The organism is Coleofasciculus sp. FACHB-1120 (genome assembly GCF_014698845.1).
Taxonomy (GTDB): Bacteria; Cyanobacteriota; Cyanobacteriia; order Cyanobacteriales; family FACHB-T130; genus FACHB-T130.
Genome location: NZ_JACJTV010000013.1, coordinates 112,969 through 134,906 on the forward strand (window position 1 = coordinate 112,969; position 21,938 = coordinate 134,906).

The following is a 21,938-nucleotide window of genomic DNA, read 5'->3' on the forward strand; positions in this document are numbered from 1 at the left end:
CATGACTAATGACTTCTTGACCAATGACCAACCAGCTTTTGGAATGTCTCAACCTGATCCGAGCAGGAATAGACAGACAATCTTTCATCATCCATGATTACCTAGAACTGTGTCAAGTTAGCGATCGCTCTTTCTCCAAAAAATATGAGAAATACCCGACTGAGGGCAGATGCTTAATCGTTGAGTTATCTTCGACTCATCAGCACGGAGAATAGCGATCGCATGAAGAAGCTCAAGCAGGTTTGGGAGTTTTTAAACACTGATATTCGGGAACTAGGGAAACCCGGAGATGTCGCTGAGACTGGGACAGAGATTACTAAATTCGCGCTGGAATTCGGGCTGGCTTTAGGTTTGTTCTCTGCAATTGCTGGTTCTGCGGGAATTCCTATTGCTATAGCAGGGCTATCAGGGACGAAACTAGCGATTCAAGGCGTGAGGCTGTACCGCAAAAAGACGAATCAAGAGCCATCCCTAGAAGAATGGGTAGCGATCGCATCTCCCTTGGCGTATCTAGAAAGCTTTAATGAATTGGTGCAAAGTAATGACTTATTACAGCGAGTCAATTTACAGCCAGCAAGCGCAACGCCTCCCACAAATATCGCTCAACAGCTAAGCGCAAAACTGGGAGAATTTCAACTAGAGGAACATCTTGCTAGAAATGTTCTCACCTGCTTCCACGAATCGGGATTAGCCCAAGTTTTAAATCAGGTTTTGTCGAACCAACTGCAACAAGCAGGAATAAATAAGTATGACGCTGAGATTTTAACAAGTTGGGTAGCTTCTAAGACTCATCAATACCTGAAAAAAGCCTTAGAAGATGCTGATAGTTCTGTTAAACAACGGGCTGAATTCTATTTGGCTAGCAAGCGGCAAGAATCGGACAAATACTACAGTCTTAATACTTATTTAGATGAGCAAATTGCTACTAAGCCCCTAGAGCCAGTATTTTATGAGACCTTCACTTTCAAAGATATTTACGTGCCGTTGAAAGTACAACCAGTGAATCCGAAGAAGGGAGAGATTGATCAGGATGCAGAACCAATTGAGATCGAAAGCTGGGCAAAGGCAATGCTAGCAGATGCCCAGAAACAAGACAAAGTGATGTTTATCCAAGGGGGGCCGGGAAGAGGAAAAAGTGTTTTTTGTCGGATGTTTGCCGACTGGGCGCGGCAGCATTTGCATCCAGTTTGGACACCAATCTTGATTCGGTTGCGGGATATCAGGACATTTGAAAATAGTTTTGAAAAAACTTTGCAAGCAGCAGTAGATTATAGTTTTGCCATAGACGATGCTGGCTGGTTAACCGATAGAAATACTCGATTTTTGTTTTTGCTGGATGGATTTGATGAATTAGTGATGGAAAGAAGAACCAAGCCAGGAATTAAGGGATTTTCTATCTCAAGTAGAGGGGTTTCAAGGTAGCTGCCAGCAAAATTCTGAAAAAGGGCATCGGGTTATTATTACAGGCAGACTCTTGGCACTACAAGGTATTGAAGGAAGAATACCTCCCAACATGGAACGAGTGGAACTGCTGCCGATGGATGACGAACTCCAACAGCAGTGGTTTAGTAAATGGGAAACTCAAGTTGGAGGTGATAAAACTTCCGCATTTCAGCAATTTTTGCAAGATAAACGCTGTCCAGATAGAGTGAGGGAATTAGCCAAAGAGCCGCTATTGCTTTATCTATTGGCAATGATGCACCGGGATAACAAGTTGACGGTAGAGATGTTTGAGGGTGCCAGCGGTGTCGGGGCAAAAATTCTGATTTACGAGAAATCTTTGGAGTGGGTACTGACAGAACAACGTAAGCTAACCGAACAGGAAACGGCAGGACTGCGACGCATCTTGGCGGAGGCGGGGTTGTGCGTCGTGCAGTCGGGCGGGGAATATGCCGCGATGAAAACAATCGAGTCGCGTTTAATTGGGGATGACAGTGCAATTGAGTTAATTCGCCAAGCTAGAGAACGACACGGAGAGGATGCGCTGAAAAATGCTTTGGCGGCTTTTTATCTTCAGCCTGCGGCGGGTGACAAAGGCGGTTCGGTGGAGTTTACCCACAAGAGTTTTGGGGAATTTTTGTGTGCGGAACGACTCAAAAAAAGTATAGAAGACTGGACGCAACCGGGAAAAAAACCGCAGGAGTTTGAGATATCTATCGACAAAATGGACTGGGAAATCTACGATTTGTTTGGCTATGGTGGGCTGACACTAGAAATTGTGGAGTATTTAATGGCTTTATTGGCTGCCAGTACGAAGTTTCAGCCCGTAAAATTATTCAAACGATTGGAGAGTTTTTATCTGCGTTGGTGCAATGGGGAATTTATTGATGCACTACAAGATAACTATCCCCAGAGAAAGATGAGCCAGTTGCAAGGACAAAATATTCAAATTGGTGTGCGACAGGTGGATATCTATGCAGGGTTGAATGTGATGATTTTACTATTGGAGTTGAATCGATATGCTCAATCAAGAGATGACCTAGAGGATATAGCTTTTTATCCCTGCGGTCAAAAAGGGGCTGATAGTTGTGATGGCGATCAACTGCTTCGCATTATCGGTTACAGCTGTTGTATAGGAGTTAGCGGCTTTTTAAACACAGTTGGAGGATTTCTCAGCGGCGCAGACCTCAGGGGCGTAAACCTCAGGGGCGCAAACCTCAGGGGCGTAGACCTCAGCGACGCAAACCTCAGCCGTGCAAACCTCAGCGGCGCAAACCTCTGGGGCGCAGACCTCAGCGGCGCAATCCTCAGCAGCGCATACCTCAGCGGCGCAATCCTCTGTGACGCAGACCTCAGCGGCGCAATCCTCTGTGACGCAGACCTCAGCGGCGCAATCCTCGGTCGCGCAGAGGACATGGGCACAAACCCCATCGGCGCAAACCTCAGCGGCGCAAACCTCAACAGCGCAAACCTCAACAGCGCAAACCTCAGCGGCGCAAACCTCAACAGCGCAAACCTCAGCCGTGCAGACCTCAACAGCGCAAACCTCTGGGGCGCAAACCTCTGGGGCGCAGACCTCAGCCGTGCAAACCTCTGGGGCGCAGACCTCAGCGGCGCAAACCTCAGCGGCGCAAACCTCTGGGGCGCAGACCTCAGCGGCGCAAACCTCAGCGGCGCAATCCTCGAAAACATTTCTTGGGATAAGTATACGCTTTGAGAGAATGTTCGGAATTTGGAAACAGCCAAGAACGTGCCAGAAGCCTTAAAGCAACAGCTAGGGTTGGGCTAAAGTTTTCAATCGCTCTTATTTTTCGTGGTGGAAAAGCGATGTGATCGCCTCACCTCATCTCACAAACGCGATCGCCCTGTCTTCCCCTCTCCCTTCGCGTTCTTTGCGTCTTGGCGGTTCGTAAAAAATGCGATCGCATCTTAAGTTAGAAACAGTTCCCGAATCCCAGCACTGCCGATTTCGATGGCCAGTGCTGCTAACAGAAAGCCTAAAAGTTGAGTAATAATCACCGCGCCTTCGGCACCGAGCAAGTGGTCAATCCGGTTTGCCAGACGCACAATCAACCATGTCACCAGCATCGCAGAGACAATCCCGACCACCACGCTGAGATGAGCATTTGGAGATTCAGACATCAACAGCATCACCGTCGTTAGCGTTCCTGGCCCAGCTAACAGAGGCAATGCCATCGGAGTAATCGCGACATCGCGCTGCTGCTCGACAATCGGTGTATCTAGTTCTCCACGTAGCATTTGTAGGGCAATTAAGAGTAAGAGCAGTCCTCCAGCAACCCGCAAAGACCCCATACTGATTTCTAAGTAATTTAGAACTGCTTTACCCCCAAAAGCGAATATCAGCAGCACCCCTGTCGCTACAATACTTGCCCGATTCACCACATTGTCTCTTTGCTCCGGTTCCATGCCCTTCGTCAGGACTAAAAAGATCGGTGCATTGCCCAACGCATCTGCCAAGACAAACACAGCTACAAAAGTTTTAACCAGAACAGAGATATCCAGCTCCACAGTTGACCCTTAGAAAATATTTCCTCTAACCGTAACGTGGATGCCTTGCCGTTTCGCCATTCCGAAGGTTGATCTAGAGCCATTCTCGTTTGGATGCAGTACAGTTGGAACCCCACCCCTGCCCCTCCCCGCAAGCAGGGAGGGGTTAAACTAGGAACCCCTCCCCTGCCCGCTTTTCCGGGAGCGCTTAAACTGTACTGCCCCCTCTCCGCTTGCGGAGAGGGGGTTGGGGGTGAGGTTCCATTCGTGTCAACCAATAATATTCGTTGTTATAATTTAAACCTCAATACAGTGATAGAGCGATCGCTCTCTTCATCTAGAGAACGCGATCGCCCAGTTTTTCCCTCTTCCTGAAGTGCCTAGATCCAGTGAATACTTTCTTTAAGCTGCGGTGACAAACGCGCAAGTGTTGCGATAGCGCGTCCGCGTGGCGCTCTGTTAATGCAAAATAAGCGATCGCTTCTTCCCCGTTTAAACTAAGGCGGAAACACGCCTAGCGTGCAGCAACTCACGAGACTCTTGACGAACCCGACCTTCCATTGCCTCTTTTTGTAAGGTAATGAAAGCCATAAAGTCATCAAAGTCATACTTGGTTTTTAAAAGCTGACGTAGCTGCTCTTCGGCTTCAACCGTTAGGTAGCCCGTTACCAAAGCTTGTTGCACAATTTTTTTTATCCGACTCATTGCCATTGCTACCAGAACACACGATGATTTCAAAACAGCATCTTTGTCACTGAAGACGCACATCCGGATAATTTGTGTCCGCATTCCTACTTAGCTGAGTAAATATCTCTCTAAATAAGTACCTTCGGTATAATCCACAGGATTGCTCGAACCAACCCTTCATCAATGCCTAGACACACAACAAAGGAATAATATATATTCTGATGTTCTCAGCTTCACCAGCATTTAGACTGATTTAGATGAAATTACGAGAGTGATAATGAAGCCCTATCTCGCCGCCGCCATACAAATGACAAGCCTGCCAGATGTGGAAAAAAATCTGGTTCAGGCAGAAGAACTCATCGAGCTTGCTGTGCGTCAGGGTGCTGAGTTAGTAGGCTTGCCAGAAAACTTCTCATTTTTAGGAGAAGAAAAGCAGAAGATAGCCCAATCGGAGGCGATCGCTACCCAGAGCGAAAAATTCCTCAAAACAATGGCTCAGCGCTTCCAAGTTACCATCTTGGGTGGCGGGTTTCCCGTTCCCGTTGACACCGGCAAAGTCTACAACACCGCTTTGCTTATCGATCCTTCAGGAGAAGAACTTGCCTGCTACCAAAAAGTACATTTATTTGATGTCAATTTGCCTGACGGCAATACCTATCGAGAATCTAGCACCGTCATGGCTGGGATGCGGCTACCGCCCGTTTATCCCTCCAAGCATTTGGGCAGTTTAGGACTCTCAGTGTGCTACGATGTCCGATTCCCGGAACTTTACCGGCACTTAGCGCAGATGGGAGCCGACATTCTATTTGTTCCCGCTGCCTTCACCGCCTACACTGGCAAAGATCACTGGCAAATCTTACTACAAGCCAGAGCTATCGAAAACACCTGCTATGTGATAGCACCGGCTCAGACTGGGCAGCATTACGCCCTGCGTCACACTCACGGACACGCGATGATTATTGACCCTTGGGGCGTTATTTTAGCGGATGCCGGAGATACGCCGGGAGTCGCGATCGCAGAAATCAACCCCTCTCGCCTAGAACAAATCCGCCGCCAGATGCCCTCCCTGGAACATCGGGTTTTTATCTGAGCTTTTTGGGAAAAATACAAAATAGACCGGCGATCGGCGCGAATTTCTAATAACATTTTTTAGATTTGCAAGATTTAAAATCTTACAATCTTTTTTTAGCTTTGGTTTTCTAATCAAAAATCCCAAATCTAAAATCTAAAATGGATAAAAGAAATCTTCTTATTAGACATTGCGCCAACCGCCGGTATTACCGAACGATAAAGAAGCCGCATCCGGCACCTTACTTACCAGAATTCTTGCGCTTGGGAGGATTACTATTTGGATTGCCAGTGACTCTAGGGGCGGTAGCACCCCGTCTTTTTGGCTTACCTATATCGGGAGAAGGTCTAAATTTATTGTTAGCCATAAGATTAACAAACTCTTAAAAAGCAACGTTATGCATTTATACAAGGCACCTATTCCCTGTTCCTGAAAGTTTGTCAAAAAACTCTTCTTATCGACAAAAAAACGGGTGGCTTACAAGCCCCCCGTTAAGGAAAATTTTAAATTTTAGATTCTAGACATATCCAAAATCTAAACTTCCTTAGACAGTTACAGTCTTCTTGGTAACAGCATTCAACTCACCTTTGGCATACTTAGCCGCAAACTCATCCAAGCTCATCTGCTTCATCTTGGTACCCTGTCCAGCAGAGCCGAACTGGTGATAGCGATCGCTACAAACCTTCTGCATATACTTGATGGAAGGCTTGAGGAAGTGGCGGGGGTCAAATTCCTTAGTATTGCTAGCCAAGGCTTCGCGCACCGCAGCGGTAATCGCCAGACGGTTATCCGTGTCAATATTCACCTTACGGACACCGCTCTTAATCCCTTTTTGAATTTCTTCAACGGGTACGCCGTAGGTTTCCGGGATTGTACCACCGTACTGGTTAATGATGGCAAGCAAATCTTCCGGTACAGAGGAGGAACCGTGCATCACGAGGTGAGTGTTCGGCAGACGGCTGTGAATTTCCTCAATCCGGCTGATAGCCAGAATTTCGCCAGTCGGCTTGCGGGTGAACTTGTAAGCGCCGTGGCTGGTGCCAATCGCAACTGCCAAAGCATCCACGCCGGTTTGTTCTACGAAAGCAACGGCTTCGTCTGGGTCAGTCAACAGCTGGTCGTGAGAGAGAACTCCTTCCGCACCGTGACCATCTTCCTTATCACCCATGCCGGTTTCGAGAGAACCCAAGCAACCCAGTTCGCCTTCTACGCTGACGCCAATTGAGTGAGCGACTTCCACCACCTTGCGGGTGACTTCTACGTTGTACTCGAAGCTAGCTGGAGTCTTTGCATCTGCCTCTAAGGAACCATCCATCATGACGCTGGTGAAACCGTGGCGCATGGCAGAGTAGCAAGTGCTTGGGGCATTACCATGATCTTGGTGCATGGCAATTGGGAGATGGGGGTAAGTTTCAACTGCCGCCAGAATCAGATGGCGTAGGAAATATTCTCCTGCATAATTCCGAGCGCCACGAGAAGCTTGCAAAATCACGGGGCTATTTGCCTCGTGAGCAGCCTGCATGATGGCCTGGATCTGCTCCATGTTGTTAACGTTATAAGCTGGGATTCCATAATCATTCTCAGCTGCGTGATCCAACATCAGCCGCATGGGTACGAGCGCCATAAATAGTCCTCCTATTGACTTGTCGTCAGTTACTTTGTTCTGGACAGCGAAATTATTACAATAATCTTAAGATAGTTTACCAGTCTCTAGGGAATTATCTTGATAATTCCGAGATTAGCAAGGAATACTGTATGCATAAGCTTGCCTGATGGCTGAGGATTAGCAAGAACTTTAGGCTTTCTAAAATTGGTGTTTTTCTCATTCCTAACTTGCTACCTGGGAAGGCTTTCTCCAGAAGGCTGTAGCCTCAATCCCATACATTCTCCTAATTCCTAGATAGGAAATGAGAAAACGAACTACTTCCCAAAGCGCTTCTCGCGTCTTGTCTTGATTTTCTTATGGGTCATTTTTTATGGGTCATTTTTTATGGGTCGCCCGGGATTCGAACCCGGAACTATTCGGTTAAAAGCCGAGTACTCTACCGTTGAGTTAGCGACCCGAAAAATTCAGTTGTTTAGACAACGTTTACAACAGTAACACAGATTACTGGAATTAGGAAAGGGATTTTGAAAAAAAACTGGTTTTTATAAAAAAGTTACAGTCAAACGAACCAATGTCTCCAAAGTTTCTCCTGGTTCTAGACGTAGTAGCTGTTCTCCGGTATTCAGAGCATTGCGGGGGGCACTCCAAGGCTCCATGCAGTAATAGTCTTTGCCTTTGACCGTCCAGAAAACAAAGGTGGAGTAAGGGTTGTCCCAACTGACGGTGAGCTGCATCTGGCGGCTGGCATCGGAGGCAGTGGCTTCTTGACCGCTCAACTGCTTAAAGGCAACATCAATTTCATCTTGGTTGAAGTCAAAGGCACCCGTGAAGGGATGGATTTGGCGGGTGAGCTGATCTTGGTATTCGTCGGCGGGAATTTCAAACTCGATCCCGGTTTTTTCGGGTGTCCAGAAGTAAGGATGCAGACCCGTGGAGAAGGGCATTGGCTCGGCTGAGTGATTGGTGTAGCGCTGCCGAATCTCTAGCGTGTTGCCCAATAGAAGGTAGGTGAAGGCGAGTTGAAAGTCGAAGGGGTAAACGGCGCGTGTCTGGTCGTTGCTGTTGAGGACAAGGGTAAGGCTAACCAAATCTTGAGTCACTTGGTCGGTGACTTCCCAAGGCATATCGCGGGCAAAGCCGTGTTGCTTGAGGGTGTAGGACTGACCTTGATAGGTGTATTTACTATCGGGTAAGTTACCGCAGATGGGAAACAGAATTGGAATCCCGCCTCTGACGCTCAAGTCTGGATTGGCGAACCGCTCTGCATCTAGGTAGAGGATTTCCTGCCCCTGGATGCGTAAGCTGGTGACGATACCGCCTCGCTCTGGAACCACCTCTAGACGAGACTGAGCGGCTTGGTCTGAGAGGATGTAGGTTTTGTAGAGCTGCTGTTTAGTGGCGATCGCGTACACCCGTCTTTTTCCGTTTTTATTGAGGATTTGCTGATTGTCTCAAACTTTAACAAACATTTCTTGAAATTCCCATATCTACTTTACACATCCTTAACAGTCGCTACACTAAGCTGTTTTGTAAGGTCAATCTCTCTATAGGATTAAACCGGCAGTTCGTTCGGTAGAGAAGTAATGGCAGTGAACCTTTAATTTGTCAAGCATCCGCTTGTTTTCGCCTCGTGTGACCTTGATCACATAAAAATACGGTCTAAAATCACAAAAAATGGCAGATTCCCATCAATTTCTAATCTTGAAAAGTATTTCATAGTTAAAGATAGACATCGCAAGTCAAGGATAAACAGGTCGCCATGATTCGCACACTTGTAAAATCGGCTTTCCAAACAGGTTGCCTCAGCGTTGCTTCTGAAGGTCTGATTCGCCAAGTGCTAGTGATGAAAGGCTACCAATCAGAGGATTTAGAGGCTCTGGACACCCTGCACCAGGCACTGAATGCAGGTGAGATTCAACGAGAAGCACGGCAGAGCGTGGCGCTGATATCACCTCGCAAACAAGCCCTGAAACCCTTCTTTGATCAATACAAGGCATCGTAATCGCGGCACAGCTGCCAAAACGATAGAAAAACTTTGATATTGATAGAAATTTTCTTTATTCGCCGCCGACCTGGCTCAAGAATTATTAGAATGATTAATAAGAACTGCCAATCTCAGCTAGGTTCGCTTCCTAAACAAAGCGAGAGTTAGGATAGCTGAATTGATTGCTACAGGGTTTGACTGGTTGCCAGCCAAGGCCTTTTGTCACCAGTTCCCTTCCCTTTACTCATCTCAAAAGATTCATTGATACTCGTAGCTGCCTTGATTCAAGTTTCCCTTAGTGCTAAAAACCCTGAATGAGGATGGGAGTGCGAGCATCCTACCAGAGGGCGTATCCTACAATCCCTATCTTAAATGCCGCAGGATTCAAGCTAAACTTTGAAATTAAATCGGCAATATCATCTAGAACGCTCATTTTGAACCCTTGTCCCTCCCCTCAATTCCCAAATCTTTCCAAAAATCGGCACGGGGCTGACCAAGAGGCATCCTTGCCTATCCAAAATCAGTATTCCCAGGCTTTAGGGATGCAAAGCCTTGCACCCCTAAGGAACCAAACCCAAATCCCACATTCTAGGATTTTGGGGAAAATTGGTAAAGATGAGGACTGGAACCTGGGAGAATGGCAGGATTCAACTCCGATTACGTTTGAGAGAGGCTGGATACCTAAAAAAGGTTTTCAGGTTCCATTAAGAATTGCACAACTTATCTGCTCAGGAGAAGCAACCCATGCTACACCGCAAGATTTATCAACTCTGTTGCGATGGTCGTGAGGTCTGTATTTTCTTGCGGGACCAACAACGCTGGATCGAACGCGCTCGCATCGTTGACATTGAAGGAGATTTAGTCACGCTCCGCTATGAAACCGAAGAAGAAGATGAAGCTTGTTCTTGGGAAGAAATGGTTCGCCTCGAAAGCATTGGTGCTGTGACACAGAAGCTGGCTTCGGTGCCCAGAGGCAATGCTGAACCTCTTGTTTCTGACGATTGTCCGGAAGCCGAACAAATTCGTCCGCGTTTCCCCGACTCCAATCCAGACTGAGGAATTAAAAATGCAAAATAAAAAATTAGAAATGGGGGAAGCTTCATTTTTAATTTTTTATTTTCTTTTTAATTTTTTTCAATCTTCGAGGCTTTCTACATCGGCATCAGAAGGGGTGGAAGGGGGCTGCGCCGGTTCAAAAACCGGACAGTATCCTTCAGGTGTCACTTTAAATTCATACAGGGGTGAGTCTTGATTCCAACAGCGCTGCCCTCGTTGGTGCAGGCAGTTGCCGCAGCACTCAACATTCATGGGAACTCTGGTATCGCTGCTCTGGCTCAAAAGTTCTCGTTGGGATAATCCGCGTAATACCAGTTCCTCACCCTGCCACCGGGCTTCTACTAAACCAGTATCGGCAAAATGTTGCCACCGGGGATCGGCAGCGATCGCCTCCGGGAGAGTGATGGTAGCAACCGTTCCCAGTTCTGTCAGTTCCCCCTCGTAACTGGTTTCGGGTGCCGCCGGTTGCACAAACGTCTCACCAATCGGGAGTTCTACCAGCGTCCCAGCTGGTGGAGAATGCAAGTGGTAACGGTTGTGCAACTCCTCCAACCCCGTCAAATCAGCTAGGTAGGTAGGAGAGGCATGAACAAAAATTACGTGCTGAGGACGGATATTGTGAATCAGTTGAGTGGTTCCCAGTCCGTCCGAATGCTGGGCAAGTAAATAGTTTTGTATCGTCAACGATGAGTAACTAGGCTCTTGAGAGAACCTGGGTTGCTGGGGCAGCAATAACACCCACGGTCCGGTGCCTGGTTGACAGTATTCTCTAAGATCGTGGTTTTCCTCAGTCAGGATAATGCAGGGAGACTGACCGACAGAGGGACGTTGTTCTGGGAGCAACCGACGCACTCTAGGACGCACCCGTTCATCCCAAAACAGGGATTGATGACGGGCAAAATTTTGCACGGAGGCTGGGAGGTTGGTCAGAATTTCCAAATAGGCATCGCAACCAGCCGCCACGTTGCCATCTACCCAGATATCGAGGTTGCGACCTGTGAATAAGTGGTGACTCCGCAAGAGCATCAAGAGTTCTTGCCCAAGCCCCAAAGTTGGCACGGGCATCAAGACAGAATTTGCTTGAGCGATCGCTTGATTAATTCGCTCTGCCAGCTGATTTTCTTGGTTCCGCCGATGGGGATGACGCGCTGTGCCGTAACTGCCTTCCACAATTAGCACATCTGGCTCTAAGCCTCGCAATGCTTCTAGCGGCAACCCCTCCACCAGCCGCGAATTTGAAAGGAAAAAATCACCCGTGTAAAGTACGGTGTAAGAGCGGTGGCGATTCGTGTAGGTCAGCAAGATGGCAGATGCGCCTGGTAAATGTCCGGCTGGGAATAATTCCGCGCTCAGCCCCTCTTTAAATTCGACAGGCGATCGCATCGGCAATGCCTGACACAATTGGGGGAGATTCTGCGGGTCTATCTCAGGCCAATTCAGTGGCAGCAGCTGGGTGGTCAATTCACTTGCATAGACTGGCAACTGGGGGAAGCTTTCATGCAGTGCCAGCAATCCCCTGGCGTGATCCGGATGGGCGTGGCTGCACAGCACTAAATCGGCTGGGGGAATTCCCTCATTTTTGAGCGAGGAAATCTCCGCCATACCACAGTCTAGGAGAATGCGGTATGGCCCCATCCGTACCAGCAAGCACACGCCTTCATCACCATGACCGACGCCATAGGGAAAATAGGCTAGATCGTCATAGCCGTGAGAGGATACCGGGGGGGGTTGACTGATCATTGGATTTTCAATTTTAGATTTTGGATTTTAGATTCAATCCAAAATCATCGGAGGCTTAGAAACTCCGACCTCCGCCAACTCTAAAATCCAAAATTGACTGGCTAACAGCAATCTTAGTGAGCAGAACCGTTTCCGTGGTAGTTGTCTGAATCGTAAAATCCATTTTTGGTGCCAAAAAATAGGCACGATACGGTAAAGACAAGTGTTAAGACTGCTAAAACTAGCTTGACATCCATGATTTTTTATGAATTGAACGGGGTAGTTTGGTATATCTTAAGTATATTTAACGATGAATCTTATTAAAAATACTCAGATTGTAGAACTTTGTTGGCTAGAGCGTCCCTCTACGGAGGTTGCACCTGATTTGGTGGGCTGTACGTTGGTGCGACAGATGCCGGATGGAGAAATCATCCGAGGGCTAATCGTGGAAACGGAAGCCTATGGTCCTGAAGATCCGGCTTGCCATGCCTATCGGCGACAGACCCAGCGTAACTGGGTGATGTTCGGCCCAGCCGGGAGAACATATGTCTATTTAATTTATGGAATTTACTACTGCCTGAACGTGGTCACAGACCAGGACAGCATTCCCAGTGCTGTCTTGATTCGGGCTTTGCAACTAGAGTCTATACCGCCCTGGATCAAAGAGAGCGATCGCTCAAAACCCCATCGGATTGCTGCTGGACCAGGTAAACTCTGCCGCGCCTTACAAATTGACAGCACATTGAATGCACAAGTTTTACAACCCGGTCAACCCCTGTGGCTAGAGCATCGTCAGTCACAATTTACGCCGGAACTCGTCCAAACAACTCGGATTGGTTTATCACAGGGAACCGATTTGCCGTGGCGGTGGTATCTACGCAGTTGCGCGGCTGTCTCCAAACTTTAATCGAAACATTTAAAGGGAGATGCTTTCGCCCTGCTCTGTGAAGCGGACATCTTTAATCTTCCATTGAGAATTAGCGGTGAGGGTTTTTTTGAGGCTACCGAACAAAGCAAATTGTTCGCAGCTCGATAGAGAGACAAATTTCCGCTGGGAACCGGGTGCAATTCGCAAATCAACCGTGGCGACTCGATTGCTGGGATTCACGCTGACACGATACCCAGCTAAATTAAAGTCGGCGGTGTCTCGGTCTTCTAAAACTTTGCCTACCGCTGCTTGGACGCTTTCAACCGCTGAAACGTCTACTTTTTCCGGTACTAGCGCTTCACACTGAGTATCGGGTTGATAGATAGTGACGGTGACATTGTTTTTTGCGGGGGCGGTTGTTGATGCTTGGCTAATCGCACCCGTCAACAATCGGCTGGCATCTGACGCTTTCGTCGTAGTTTTGCTCGCTTCAATAGCATGAGCGGGAAGTAAGCCAGCTTTGTCTGTTTCGCTGTTTGTCGGTAAAGAAGCGCAACTACTCACACTGGCGACAATTGCTCCAGTTAATAGAGGAACCCAATAATTTTTTGTAGGAGTCATCGTTTTTGAAATCTGTCTTTAGATAGATTTTTTGATATTCCCCAATGGTAAAAGGCACCTTGAGGGGATAGCATAGTTTTACTGATGCTGCTGAGCAATATCAGTGTAGATTTCTACGGGTTTTATGGACCGAAGTCCATTAGGTGACAGTAGTAAGCTCCTCTAGCGCCTGGGCGAGCCAGTCTCTCCCAGCGCGGGGGGAGACTAGGAGGTTTCTATGCTCACTCAGGAAGGACGTGTTGCACTGTCAGATATTGCTGACTTAAATCAGCTCAAGTCTGAGTTAAATCGCTTACCGGCTGTTGATGTGGGAGATTACATTGTCGAACTGCCCCCATCCAAGCGAGCGATCGCGTTTCGCTTGCTCAATAAAGCTCAAGCCATTGATGTTTTTGAATATCTGCCGCCGGAAGTGCAGGAAGAACTAATTGGTTCCCTGCACGATAACCAGGTGTGTCAGATTGTGGAGGCGATGCGACCGGATGACCGGGCGGAACTGTTTGATGAACTACCCGCAGGCATCGTCAAGCGGTTGTTGCAGCAACTCAGCTCTGAAGAACGGCAGGCAACTGCCAGAATTTTGGGCTATCCCGAAGGCACGGCGGGTCGGGTAATGACCACGGAATATGTAAGGCTGCGCGAAGGCTTAACGGTTGGCGAAGCCTTGAGCAAAATCCGGGTCAGTGACGAAGATAAGGAAACCATTTACTATGCCTACGTCACCGACGACAACCGCAAGCTCGTTCGGGTCGTATCCTTGCGGCAGCTCTTGTTTTCGCTGCCCAACGCCCTGATTGGGGATATTGCGAGCGATCGCGTTGTCAAAACTTACACAGAAACACCCCAAGAAGAAGTCGCGCAACTGATGAAGCGCTATGACTTGATCGCCGTACCTGTCGTTGACCGCGAAGACAGGTTGGTAGGGATTGTCACCATCGATGACGTGGTGGACATTCTAGAAGAGGAAGCCACAGAAGACATTCAGAAACTTGCAGGGGTCAGCGGCGGTGACGAAGCCGCCTTGTCGCCTCCTCTGGTGACACTTCGGAAGCGTCTGCCTTGGCTGCTGGGGAATATTGTTCTCTACGTCGGAGCCGCCAATGCGATCGCGCCCTTTCAGGGGACGATTTCATCAGTACCCGTTTTGGCAATTATCATGCCAATTTTAGCTAATAGTAGTGGCAATGTCGGCTTTCAGGTCTTATCGGTGACTGTGCGCGGACTAGGTGTAGGTGAAATAACACCACAGGATACGCTGAAACTTCTCCGTAAGGAGATTCTCGCTGGCTTGGGTACAGCCTTGTCACTGGGTTTTGCCTTGGGTGCCCTTTCTTTGATTTGGTCTCCTGCCAATGAGCGATGGGTGGGGTTGGTTGCTGGACTGGTGATGGCTATCAATGTCTTGATGGCTGCCACCCTAGGGACTTTGCTACCAATGGGTATCAAGCGGTTGAACTTAGATCCAGCACTCATTAGTGGCCCACTGCTGACCACGACTCTAGATGCGTTGGGGTTCTTGACTTTCCTGACGCTAATCTCAGCGGCTTTGAATGTAGTATCTAGATGAGCAGTCAGTTGTCTTCTGTTCGTTGTTCGTTGCTACTGACCACACCTAATGGCTACCACCACCTGGACTCGTCACCACGTTCTTTCCCTAGCGGATTTCACCCCAATTGAATACGATACTGTGTTGCAAACTGCCGCCAGTTTCCGAGAGGTACTGTCGCGGCGCACGAAGAAAGTGCCAACGTTACAGGGTCAGGTGGTAGCAAATCTATTTTTTGAATCGTCTACCCGCACCCGCAGTAGTTTTGAGCTGGCGGCAAAGCGTCTCTCTGCCGATACGCTGAACTTTGCCGCAGCAACGTCTTCTCTAACGAAAGGAGAGACTATTTTAGATACGGCGAAAACCTATTTAGCGATGGGTGCGGACATGATGGTGGTCCGTCATCGGGAGGCAGGAGTGCCGCAAGCGATCGCTGCCGAGATGGATCGCTTAGGTTCAAAGGTGGGTGTCCTCAATGCTGGTGATGGTCAGCACGAACATCCATCGCAAGCCTTGCTGGATCTTTTCACCATCTGTACTCTATTAGACCCAGACCACCCGCGACTTGAACTGCTCAAAGATAAAAAAATTGCCATTGTCGGCGATATTCTCCACTCACGGGTCGCCCGGTCGAATATTTGGAGTTTAACGGCAACGGGTGCAGAGGTTCACTTAGCGGGTCCCCCCACGCTTCTCCCCCAGTGGTTTGCCACCTATGGCAATCAGGAGGAGAGTCAGGGAGCCAATCACCCGTTACCAATCACCCATGAGCAATCCCCCATTTTCAACCGCAAGCTTTTTCTCCACTGGGATTTGGAACCCGCTTTACAAAATGCTGATTTTGTGATGACGTTGCGGCTACAAAAGGAACGGATGACGCAGCATTTGCTGCCCAGTTTGCGAGAGTACCATCAGCGGTATGGGATAACACGCGATCGCCTGAAACTCTGCAAACCCGACGTTAAGGTACTGCACCCCGGACCCGTCAACCGAGGCGTAGAAATTAGCTCTGACTTGATGGACGACCCCCAGTTCAGCTTAATCTCCCAGCAAGTGACCAGCGGCGTGGCTGTCCGCATGGCGCTACTGTATCTGATGGGTGGTGGCAAGATTTAGCACTTAGGATTCTGCAAAATCTTCAAAGAAACCTACAGAATCACCGAACAATCGCCGAACAACAAGTGCAAGGAGCGAGAAGTTAGGTAATCCAGGTGTTAGATCGAGCAAAATAGATTCAGTTCCTTTCTCAGGATTTCAACGTGATGAATGGCGTCACCACTCTCCTAAACCTTCCAAATCAACACTCCGCGAAAGATAGTTTTACGATTAGCTTTGCTCCGTTATCAATGGAGGAAGTCTACTCACTAGCGGACGATCCCGCCAATGGAGCCGTGGTAGTCATGAGTGGAATGGTACGCAATCAAACCGATGGTAAGCCGGTGGTTGCTCTGGAATATCAAGCCTACGAACCGATGGCTTTGCACATATTTAGTCAAATTGCTGCCAATATCCACCAAACCTGGCAGGATGTCAATCGAGTAGTGATTCACCATCGCATCGGACGCTTGCAGATTGGCGAAATTAGCGTGTTGGTGGCGGTGGGTTGTCCTCACCGTTCGGAAGCCTTTGAAGCTTGCCAATATGCCATTGATACCCTGAAGCACAATGCCCCTATCTGGAAAAAGGAACATTGGGCAGATGGTTCTAGCAGCTGGGTGAGTATTGGTGCCTGTGAAACTCAGCAAGAGGGGTGTTAAGTCGCTTTCTGATGCTCCTGAAATAGAGTGCCCTTGATTGATATTTTTTACAAAACTTTAAGTTTGTAAGGGCTTTAGATTGCAGTTTGTAACTATTGCTTTATCCCAGGAAAATTATCCTTTAGACTGATCCCCAATTCATATTTTGGGGATACAGGGGATAGGCTAATGCCAAATCTGAACTGGCACGAATATTTACTTTTTGTTTCTTTTGTTGGTAGTATTGCTGGACTTTTATTACTATCTACTGACAAACAAACTCACGTGGATGAGCTTGAAGAAACAGAGGAAATGCTGTTGACAATGAGCTTTACTTACTGGATAGTTTACTGCGTTGTTGTAGGTATCCTGAAGTTTAGCCATCCTGAGTGGGATATTTTGTTAATGAGCTTGAAGTTAACTGCTGCTTTTTCCTACTTGTTGACCTTTACTTCTGTCCTGACTTTGCCGCTGCTCAGAATGTCCGTTCGACAAGTAGAGTAGTATGAATTCTGGCTGAATCTCTAAAATTACCGTCAGACTTCACTTTGAAGCAAACAGGCTAATTACTTGATGTTCAATTAACCGAGTTTGATACCCTCATTAAAACTGAATCGTAAAATTGAATTCACGCTTAATATAGAAAATCACCCCATTTCCAAATTTTGGCAATTCAAATGGGGTGATTTTGCTTTTATGGCTTTAGCTTAATAGACGATGAAGCCTAGCGACAAGTGCCGAGATTGGTCGAGTTTGAACTAGGAAACCCGTAAGAAATCCATCCAGAAACAGGGGCTGTAATCTGAACCCAAGCGCGTCGTTCGTTGTCGAAGGTGAACGGTGGAGGACTGGTTCTGAGGGTGACTCTATCTCCAAACTTAACTCCGCCAACTCTAGTACCATTTTTTCCGGGTGCGGTACGGATAGCCATCCCTTCAGCGCCCCTGTAGGTAATGACTCGGCACTGGCTGGTTGTGGGAGTCGGTCTGGGATTCGGGCTGGGAGCTGGGTTGGGATTTGGACTGGGATTTGGACTGGGAGTCGGTCTAGGGGTAGGGTTGACTCCAGAGCAGGTTGTGAGGTCTCTTGCTTGAACATACCCAGTTACAGGGGCACTGATGGCAATAAAACCAGCGCTGCCATTGTCTGCAAGGGTAACTTGCTCGCCAGCAGCGAGCGTTCTAATTGTTTGGCTGGAGAGCGATCGCTGCGTATATACAAAAATCCGCGCTTTTGTGGCGCGGCATTGTCCCACCAGGGCTTGGGCTAGTTGTAAGTTTTTCCCAGGCTGAACTGAGTTCTGTTCTGATTGTTGAATCGTATTAGCAGTTGTGGTGCTGCTAATGGCAGGGGTGGGAAAATTCAGACTTCCCACGACGCTCAATCCTAAACTAAAGAGAGCGATAGGCTTGCCCCAGCGACTCATCTTTTTCATACGGTCAACTCCTCATCTCACCAAAAAGTTTTTGTTGAAGACTTCAGGACAGAAAAACCGATTGACGGTAGAACCAAGTTTTTGAAGATGGCTAGGCTTCCGTTGCCAAGCATCCCTATTCAGATTTGACGCTACCGAGCATCAGGATCGTCAATCTTTTAGAAGTCTCGTTGTCAAATAGCATACAAGTAAAGATTAATCTAAATCATCGGAAAGAAGGCAGAAATGTCAAGCTTCGGGCGATCGCTTTTTGGGATTCCCCTCACCTGGTCAGCCCAAGGCGATCGCGTTTACTCCTGAAACCAAGCCGTCAACGCGACAGCAAGGGCATCGGCGGCATCATCCGGCTTGGGAGTGTAGTCCAAATTTAACTCCCGCGCCACGGCTTGCTGCACTTCGGACTTATCAGCATTTCCCATGCCCGTCAGCGCTTGTTTAATTTGGGCAGGCGTAAACTCAACAAACGGAACCCCGTGCTGTGCCAACACCAACATCAACACCCCCCGTGCTTGAGCCACGACAATCGTGTTTCCCATCCGATAAAAAAACAATTTCTCGATTGCCACCAAATGGGGTTGACACTGCTCCATCAATGTATGCAAATCGTCGTAAATCGTGCGGAGTCGCTCCCCCATCTCCGTCTTTGCCGAGGTCTGAATCACGCCAAAATCTAGTAGACTTACCACCTCAGACGCAGTTTCTACTTGGCGCTTCGCGCGATCTGCAGCTGCGGCATAATCTACCTTTTGGCAGACAATTGTCCCAAATCCTAATCTGGCAAGTCCGGGGTCTAGTCCTAAAATTCGCTTTTCCATCTAGCCTAGCTTTGGGGATTCACATCACTGGGGAACTGCAATCGGTAAATTGAACGCTTAGAAGCGACAAGCGGGTCTAATCACTCAGTCGTAACACCTTGATTCCTGATCCAAGCAGCGAACCGTCGCAACCTATCATAAGCTGAGTTGAAAAATCCCCTCCTCTGTTTCTTAGTTTCGTATGTCACATCTGAGTGGCTTAGTGAAAATGTATTCTGATGGGCACAGCCTTCGTGTTGCTCAAGTGGGTAGCAACTTCTGCCTTCCCCGTACCAGTCCAATCAAGCCTTAGAGACGATTCATCAATCGCGCCTACTTGAGTGGATTCACCAAGCAACGTTAAAGTCGAGTCTTGCCTTTGTGTCCCTTAGGAATCCGCAATGTCAAACGTTATTTTCAAACAAGCCTTACGCACGCTCAAACAAGATTCGCATATGGTCTGGAGTTTTAAGCCTAGGACGCCCCAACGAGTCAATAGCTGGTTTAAGTGGTTAGCGCCCGGACTATTGGTAAAACGCTGGTTGCTGATCAGTGTGGGAGGCGTATTTTTAACCAGCCTAGGTTTAGCGATTTGGATAAAACTGACCCCAATTTTCTTATTGATTCAGTTCATTGGGAATATTCTGGAAGCGATTACCACGATTATTCCCAATTATGTGTCCGGCCCAATTGCGATCGGCTTGGGTTTATTTTTTATTTTTTTAGGACAAACCCGCTCAATGGGAGCGATTACCGAGGTATTGAAGCCTTCCCAGGATGAAGAACTGATTGATGTGCTGTTGGCGCATCGCAAACTCAACCGGGGACCCAAAATCGTGGCAATCGGCGGCGGCACCGGGCTTTCTACTTTGCTCAGAGGATTGAAGGAATACAGCGCCCACATTACGGCGATTGTAACGGTGGCAGATGATGGCGGCTCCTCTGGTCGTCTGCGGCGAGAAATTGGCGTCCTGCCGCCGGGAGACATTCGCAACTGTATCGCGGCATTGGCAGACCAAGAAAAGTTATTAACTGAATTGTTTCAATATCGCTTTAAGGCTGGGGATGGTCTGAACGGTCATAGTTTTGGCAACCTATTCCTGACGGCAATGAGCGATATTACCGGAGATTTGGAGCAAGCGATCGCTGCCAGTTCTCAAGTTTTAGCTGTGCGAGGGCGGGTGCTACCGGCAACGTTGTGTGATGTTCGCCTCTGGGCTGAGTTAGAGGATGGACGCACCATTGAGGGAGAATCGAGCATTACAGAAGCTAATGGTCAGATTAAGAAAATTGGTTGCATTCCCAGCAATCCCCCCGCTTTGCCCAAAGCTTTACAGGCAATTGAGGAAGCCGATTACATTATCATCGGGCCTGGAAGCCTTTATACAAGCGTGATTCCCAATTTATTGGTACCAGAGATTGCCGAAGCGATCGCCCAAAAGCAGGTTCCCCGCATCTATGTCTGTAACATCATGACCCAACCGGGAGAAACCCAAGGTTATACAGTTGCAGACCACATTCGCGCCATTGACGCCGCCTGCGGACGACCGCTATTTAACGCCGTCTTGGTGCAGCGGAAAGTTCCAAGTGCAAATGCCCTGATTCGCTATGCTCAAGAAAGTTCCCATCCGGTTTTTCTAGATCGAGAAGCCATCGGGCTGCTGGGGCGTCGCATCGTTTTAACCAACGTGATGGATGAAGACCTAGAGACGGGTTATGTACGCCACAATCCTGAACGGCTGGCACGGGTTTTACTGAGGTGGTATAGTCGCGCCCAGGCAGTAGAATTTTGAGTTTTGAGTTTTGAGTAATTTGGAGTCAATCGTCATTTCTCTTCCCGATGCCGGGGCGACGCGATCGCTTGGGATTGCACTTGGTCAATCCCTCCCCGCCGGTAGTGTACTTTTATTAGAAGGCGACTTGGGCGCTGGCAAAACCACGCTGGTGCAAGGCATTGGCGAGGGTTTGGGCATTACCGAGCCAATTGTGAGTCCCACCTTCACACTCATTAACGAGTACACACAAGGACGCCTCTCTCTGTATCACCTGGATTTATATCGCTTGCAACCAGAAGAAGTCGAGGCGTTGAATTTAGAAACCTATTGGGAAGGATTCGAGGTGCCCCTGGGAATTGCGGCGATAGAGTGGGCAGAACGGTTGCCATATCAGCCGCCTAGCTTTTTAAGCGTCCAGCTAACTTACTGTACGAATAATGGTCGCCAAGCCAACCTGATTCCAGTGGGTGGGTTTGATTTTAAGTCAATAGAAATTTAAACATAAAGGTTCGCTCCCGTTCAGACACTGATTTATCGGGTCTTTCCTTTGCGTACCTTTGCGCTTACCTTGGCGTACTGAGGGCGTTTAATTATTCGTTAAATGTCAAACCTTCGCCTCGCACTTCTAGATTCAGCTTCCCCCGCTCATAAACAACCTGACCGCCAACAATGGTGAGAACTCCATCCCGTCAGATTCCAGCCTTCAAAGGGACTCCAGCCGCATTTGGTTAACGCTGGTTTATCCGAGCTTGGTCTTCTGCGTGAACGGCAATTAAGCGATTTCCCTTTGCGAAAATAGACTCCAGTACCGTATCTCGATCCACCAGCAATTGAGCGTGCATCGACCCCATAAAAATTTTGATTCCACAGGTGGGATGCGCCTCTAGAAGATCCGGCAGATTTTCTCCTGTTGCCCCAGTAAAAAAGCCATAATTAACTAGGGCGTGTCATCAATTGAGCCAAATGACGGCAGCAGCCAGATAAATGGCACCCAGAAAGTTAGCAGCCCTTTTGTCATAGCGGGTCGCAATTGCACGGTACTGCTTGAGCTTGGCAAAAAAGTTCTCAACTAAGTGACGCGCTTTGTACAACTC

At 48.2% G+C, this 21,938-nt stretch carries 23 protein-coding genes, 1 tRNA gene and 1 pseudogene; 14 read left to right on the forward strand and 11 right to left on the reverse strand.

The genetic code is table 11. The annotated features are described in order from the left end of the window. Positions 1–23: 23 nt before the first annotated feature. Genes H6H02_RS14345 through H6H02_RS27175 form a run of 3 tightly spaced genes read left to right on the forward strand, consistent with a single transcriptional unit; the run spans position 24 to position 3,157 of the window. On the forward strand, positions 24–215 hold the full coding sequence (locus H6H02_RS14345; protein ID WP_190818822.1) for a hypothetical protein: 192 nt from the start codon (positions 24–26) through the stop codon (positions 213–215). Next, entirely contained in the window at positions 181–1,422 is a 1,242-nt protein-coding gene (locus tag H6H02_RS26675) for an NACHT domain-containing protein (RefSeq protein WP_199329172.1), read from the forward strand. The genes H6H02_RS14345 and H6H02_RS26675 overlap by 35 nt, the downstream gene beginning before the upstream one ends. A 52-nt stretch (positions 1,423–1,474) precedes the next feature. Beyond that, entirely contained in the window at positions 1,475–3,157 is a 1,683-nt protein-coding gene (locus H6H02_RS27175) for a pentapeptide repeat-containing protein (protein WP_242040703.1), read from the forward strand. 212 nt (positions 3,158–3,369) lie between these two features. Here H6H02_RS27175 and H6H02_RS14355 read toward each other — a convergent pair whose 3' ends face one another. Then, entirely contained in the window at positions 3,370–3,963 is a 594-nt protein-coding gene (locus H6H02_RS14355) for a MarC family protein (RefSeq protein ID WP_190818878.1), read from the reverse strand. A gap of 99 nt (positions 3,964–4,062) precedes the next feature. On the opposite strand from H6H02_RS14355, the gene H6H02_RS26890 reads away from it, so the two are divergent. Continuing rightward, a complete protein-coding gene (locus H6H02_RS26890; protein ID WP_206757284.1) occupies positions 4,063–4,323 on the forward strand; it encodes a hypothetical protein in 261 nt (86 codons plus the stop codon). Between the two features lie 117 nt (positions 4,324–4,440). Here the strand turns inward: H6H02_RS26890 and H6H02_RS14360 are convergent, their stop codons facing one another. Then, on the reverse strand, positions 4,441–4,653 hold the full coding sequence (locus H6H02_RS14360; RefSeq protein ID WP_190818880.1) for a hypothetical protein: 213 nt from the start codon (positions 4,651–4,653) through the stop codon (positions 4,441–4,443). A gap of 259 nt (positions 4,654–4,912) precedes the next feature. Between H6H02_RS14360 and H6H02_RS14365 the strand changes: the two genes are divergently transcribed. Beyond that, positions 4,913–5,725, forward strand: a complete 813-nt coding sequence (locus tag H6H02_RS14365; RefSeq protein ID WP_190818824.1) for a carbon-nitrogen hydrolase family protein — start codon at positions 4,913–4,915, stop codon at positions 5,723–5,725. 523 nt (positions 5,726–6,248) lie between these two features. Here the strand turns inward: H6H02_RS14365 and fba are convergent. The 3 genes from fba to H6H02_RS14380 all read right to left on the reverse strand — a co-directional run bounded on the left by fba (position 6,249) and on the right by H6H02_RS14380 (position 8,722). Continuing rightward, complete coding sequence (gene fba, locus H6H02_RS14370) at positions 6,249–7,328, reverse strand: class II fructose-bisphosphate aldolase (RefSeq protein WP_190818826.1); 1,080 nt, start codon at positions 7,326–7,328, stop codon at positions 6,249–6,251. A gap of 367 nt (positions 7,329–7,695) precedes the next feature. Continuing rightward, positions 7,696–7,767: transfer RNA gene (locus H6H02_RS14375), tRNA-Lys, on the reverse strand. Positions 7,768–7,852: 85 nt separating this feature from the next. Continuing rightward, on the reverse strand, positions 7,853–8,722 hold the full coding sequence (locus H6H02_RS14380) for an aldose epimerase (protein ID WP_190818828.1): 870 nt from the start codon (positions 8,720–8,722) through the stop codon (positions 7,853–7,855). A 347-nt stretch (positions 8,723–9,069) separates the two neighbouring features. On the opposite strand from H6H02_RS14380, the gene H6H02_RS14385 reads away from it, so the two are divergent. Together H6H02_RS14385 and H6H02_RS14390 are read left to right on the forward strand one after the other, a co-directional pair. Further along, a complete protein-coding gene (locus tag H6H02_RS14385; protein WP_190818830.1) occupies positions 9,070–9,312 on the forward strand; it encodes a hypothetical protein in 243 nt (80 codons plus the stop codon). Between the two features lie 726 nt (positions 9,313–10,038). Next, positions 10,039–10,350 (forward strand): DUF6679 family protein, encoded by a 312-nt coding sequence (locus H6H02_RS14390; RefSeq protein WP_190414032.1) that lies wholly within the window; start codon positions 10,039–10,041, stop codon positions 10,348–10,350. A 78-nt stretch (positions 10,351–10,428) separates the two neighbouring features. On the opposite strand, the gene H6H02_RS14395 is transcribed toward H6H02_RS14390, so the two are convergent. After that, positions 10,429–12,090 (reverse strand): MBL fold metallo-hydrolase, encoded by a 1,662-nt coding sequence (locus H6H02_RS14395; RefSeq protein ID WP_190818832.1) that lies wholly within the window; start codon positions 12,088–12,090, stop codon positions 10,429–10,431. Between the two features lie 289 nt (positions 12,091–12,379). Between H6H02_RS14395 and H6H02_RS14400 the strand changes: the two genes are divergently transcribed. Continuing rightward, entirely contained in the window at positions 12,380–12,976 is a 597-nt protein-coding gene (locus tag H6H02_RS14400) for a DNA-3-methyladenine glycosylase (RefSeq protein WP_190818834.1), read from the forward strand. 9 nt (positions 12,977–12,985) lie between these two features. Here the strand turns inward: H6H02_RS14400 and H6H02_RS14405 are convergent, their stop codons facing one another. Further along, positions 12,986–13,558, reverse strand: a complete 573-nt coding sequence (locus H6H02_RS14405) for a sporulation/spore germination protein (RefSeq protein ID WP_190818837.1) — start codon at positions 13,556–13,558, stop codon at positions 12,986–12,988. Positions 13,559–13,775: 217 nt separating this feature from the next. On the opposite strand from H6H02_RS14405, the gene mgtE reads away from it, so the two are divergent. The 4 genes from mgtE to H6H02_RS14425 all read left to right on the forward strand — a co-directional run bounded on the left by mgtE (position 13,776) and on the right by H6H02_RS14425 (position 17,344). Continuing rightward, complete coding sequence (gene mgtE / locus H6H02_RS14410) at positions 13,776–15,125, forward strand: magnesium transporter (RefSeq protein ID WP_190818844.1); 1,350 nt, start codon at positions 13,776–13,778, stop codon at positions 15,123–15,125. Between the two features lie 48 nt (positions 15,126–15,173). Next, positions 15,174–16,220 (forward strand): aspartate carbamoyltransferase catalytic subunit, encoded by a 1,047-nt coding sequence (locus H6H02_RS14415; protein ID WP_190818848.1) that lies wholly within the window; start codon positions 15,174–15,176, stop codon positions 16,218–16,220. Positions 16,221–16,366: 146 nt separating this feature from the next. Continuing rightward, the gene (locus tag H6H02_RS14420) at positions 16,367–16,861 is read left to right on the forward strand and encodes a molybdenum cofactor biosynthesis protein MoaE (RefSeq protein WP_190818851.1); all 495 of its coding nucleotides are present in this window, start codon (positions 16,367–16,369) and stop codon (positions 16,859–16,861) included. Positions 16,862–17,029: 168 nt separating this feature from the next. Then, on the forward strand, positions 17,030–17,344 hold the full coding sequence (locus H6H02_RS14425) for a hypothetical protein (protein WP_190818854.1): 315 nt from the start codon (positions 17,030–17,032) through the stop codon (positions 17,342–17,344). Between the two features lie 220 nt (positions 17,345–17,564). Here the strand turns inward: H6H02_RS14425 and H6H02_RS14430 are convergent, their stop codons facing one another. Both H6H02_RS14430 and ruvC read right to left on the reverse strand, forming a co-directional pair. Then, positions 17,565–18,275, reverse strand: coding sequence for an SH3 domain-containing protein (locus H6H02_RS14430; protein WP_190818857.1), 711 nt, complete (start codon positions 18,273–18,275; stop codon positions 17,565–17,567). Positions 18,276–18,565: 290 nt separating this feature from the next. Next, positions 18,566–19,090 (reverse strand): crossover junction endodeoxyribonuclease RuvC, encoded by a 525-nt coding sequence (ruvC, locus tag H6H02_RS14435; RefSeq protein ID WP_190818859.1) that lies wholly within the window; start codon positions 19,088–19,090, stop codon positions 18,566–18,568. Positions 19,091–19,470: 380 nt separating this feature from the next. On the opposite strand from ruvC, the gene H6H02_RS14440 reads away from it, so the two are divergent. Next, on the forward strand, positions 19,471–20,862 hold the full coding sequence (locus H6H02_RS14440) for a gluconeogenesis factor YvcK family protein (protein ID WP_190818862.1): 1,392 nt from the start codon (positions 19,471–19,473) through the stop codon (positions 20,860–20,862). A 28-nt stretch (positions 20,863–20,890) separates the two neighbouring features. Then, entirely contained in the window at positions 20,891–21,343 is a 453-nt protein-coding gene (gene tsaE, locus H6H02_RS14445; protein ID WP_190818887.1) for a tRNA (adenosine(37)-N6)-threonylcarbamoyltransferase complex ATPase subunit type 1 TsaE, read from the forward strand. Between the two features lie 232 nt (positions 21,344–21,575). Here the strand turns inward: tsaE and H6H02_RS14450 are convergent. Next, positions 21,576–21,785, reverse strand: a pseudogene (locus tag H6H02_RS14450) (dihydroorotase); the annotation flags it as partial. A 9-nt stretch (positions 21,786–21,794) separates the two neighbouring features. Continuing rightward, positions 21,795–21,938, reverse strand: a 144-nt coding sequence (locus H6H02_RS14455) for a transposase (RefSeq protein WP_190818864.1), incomplete at its 5' end; no start/stop codon positions are given.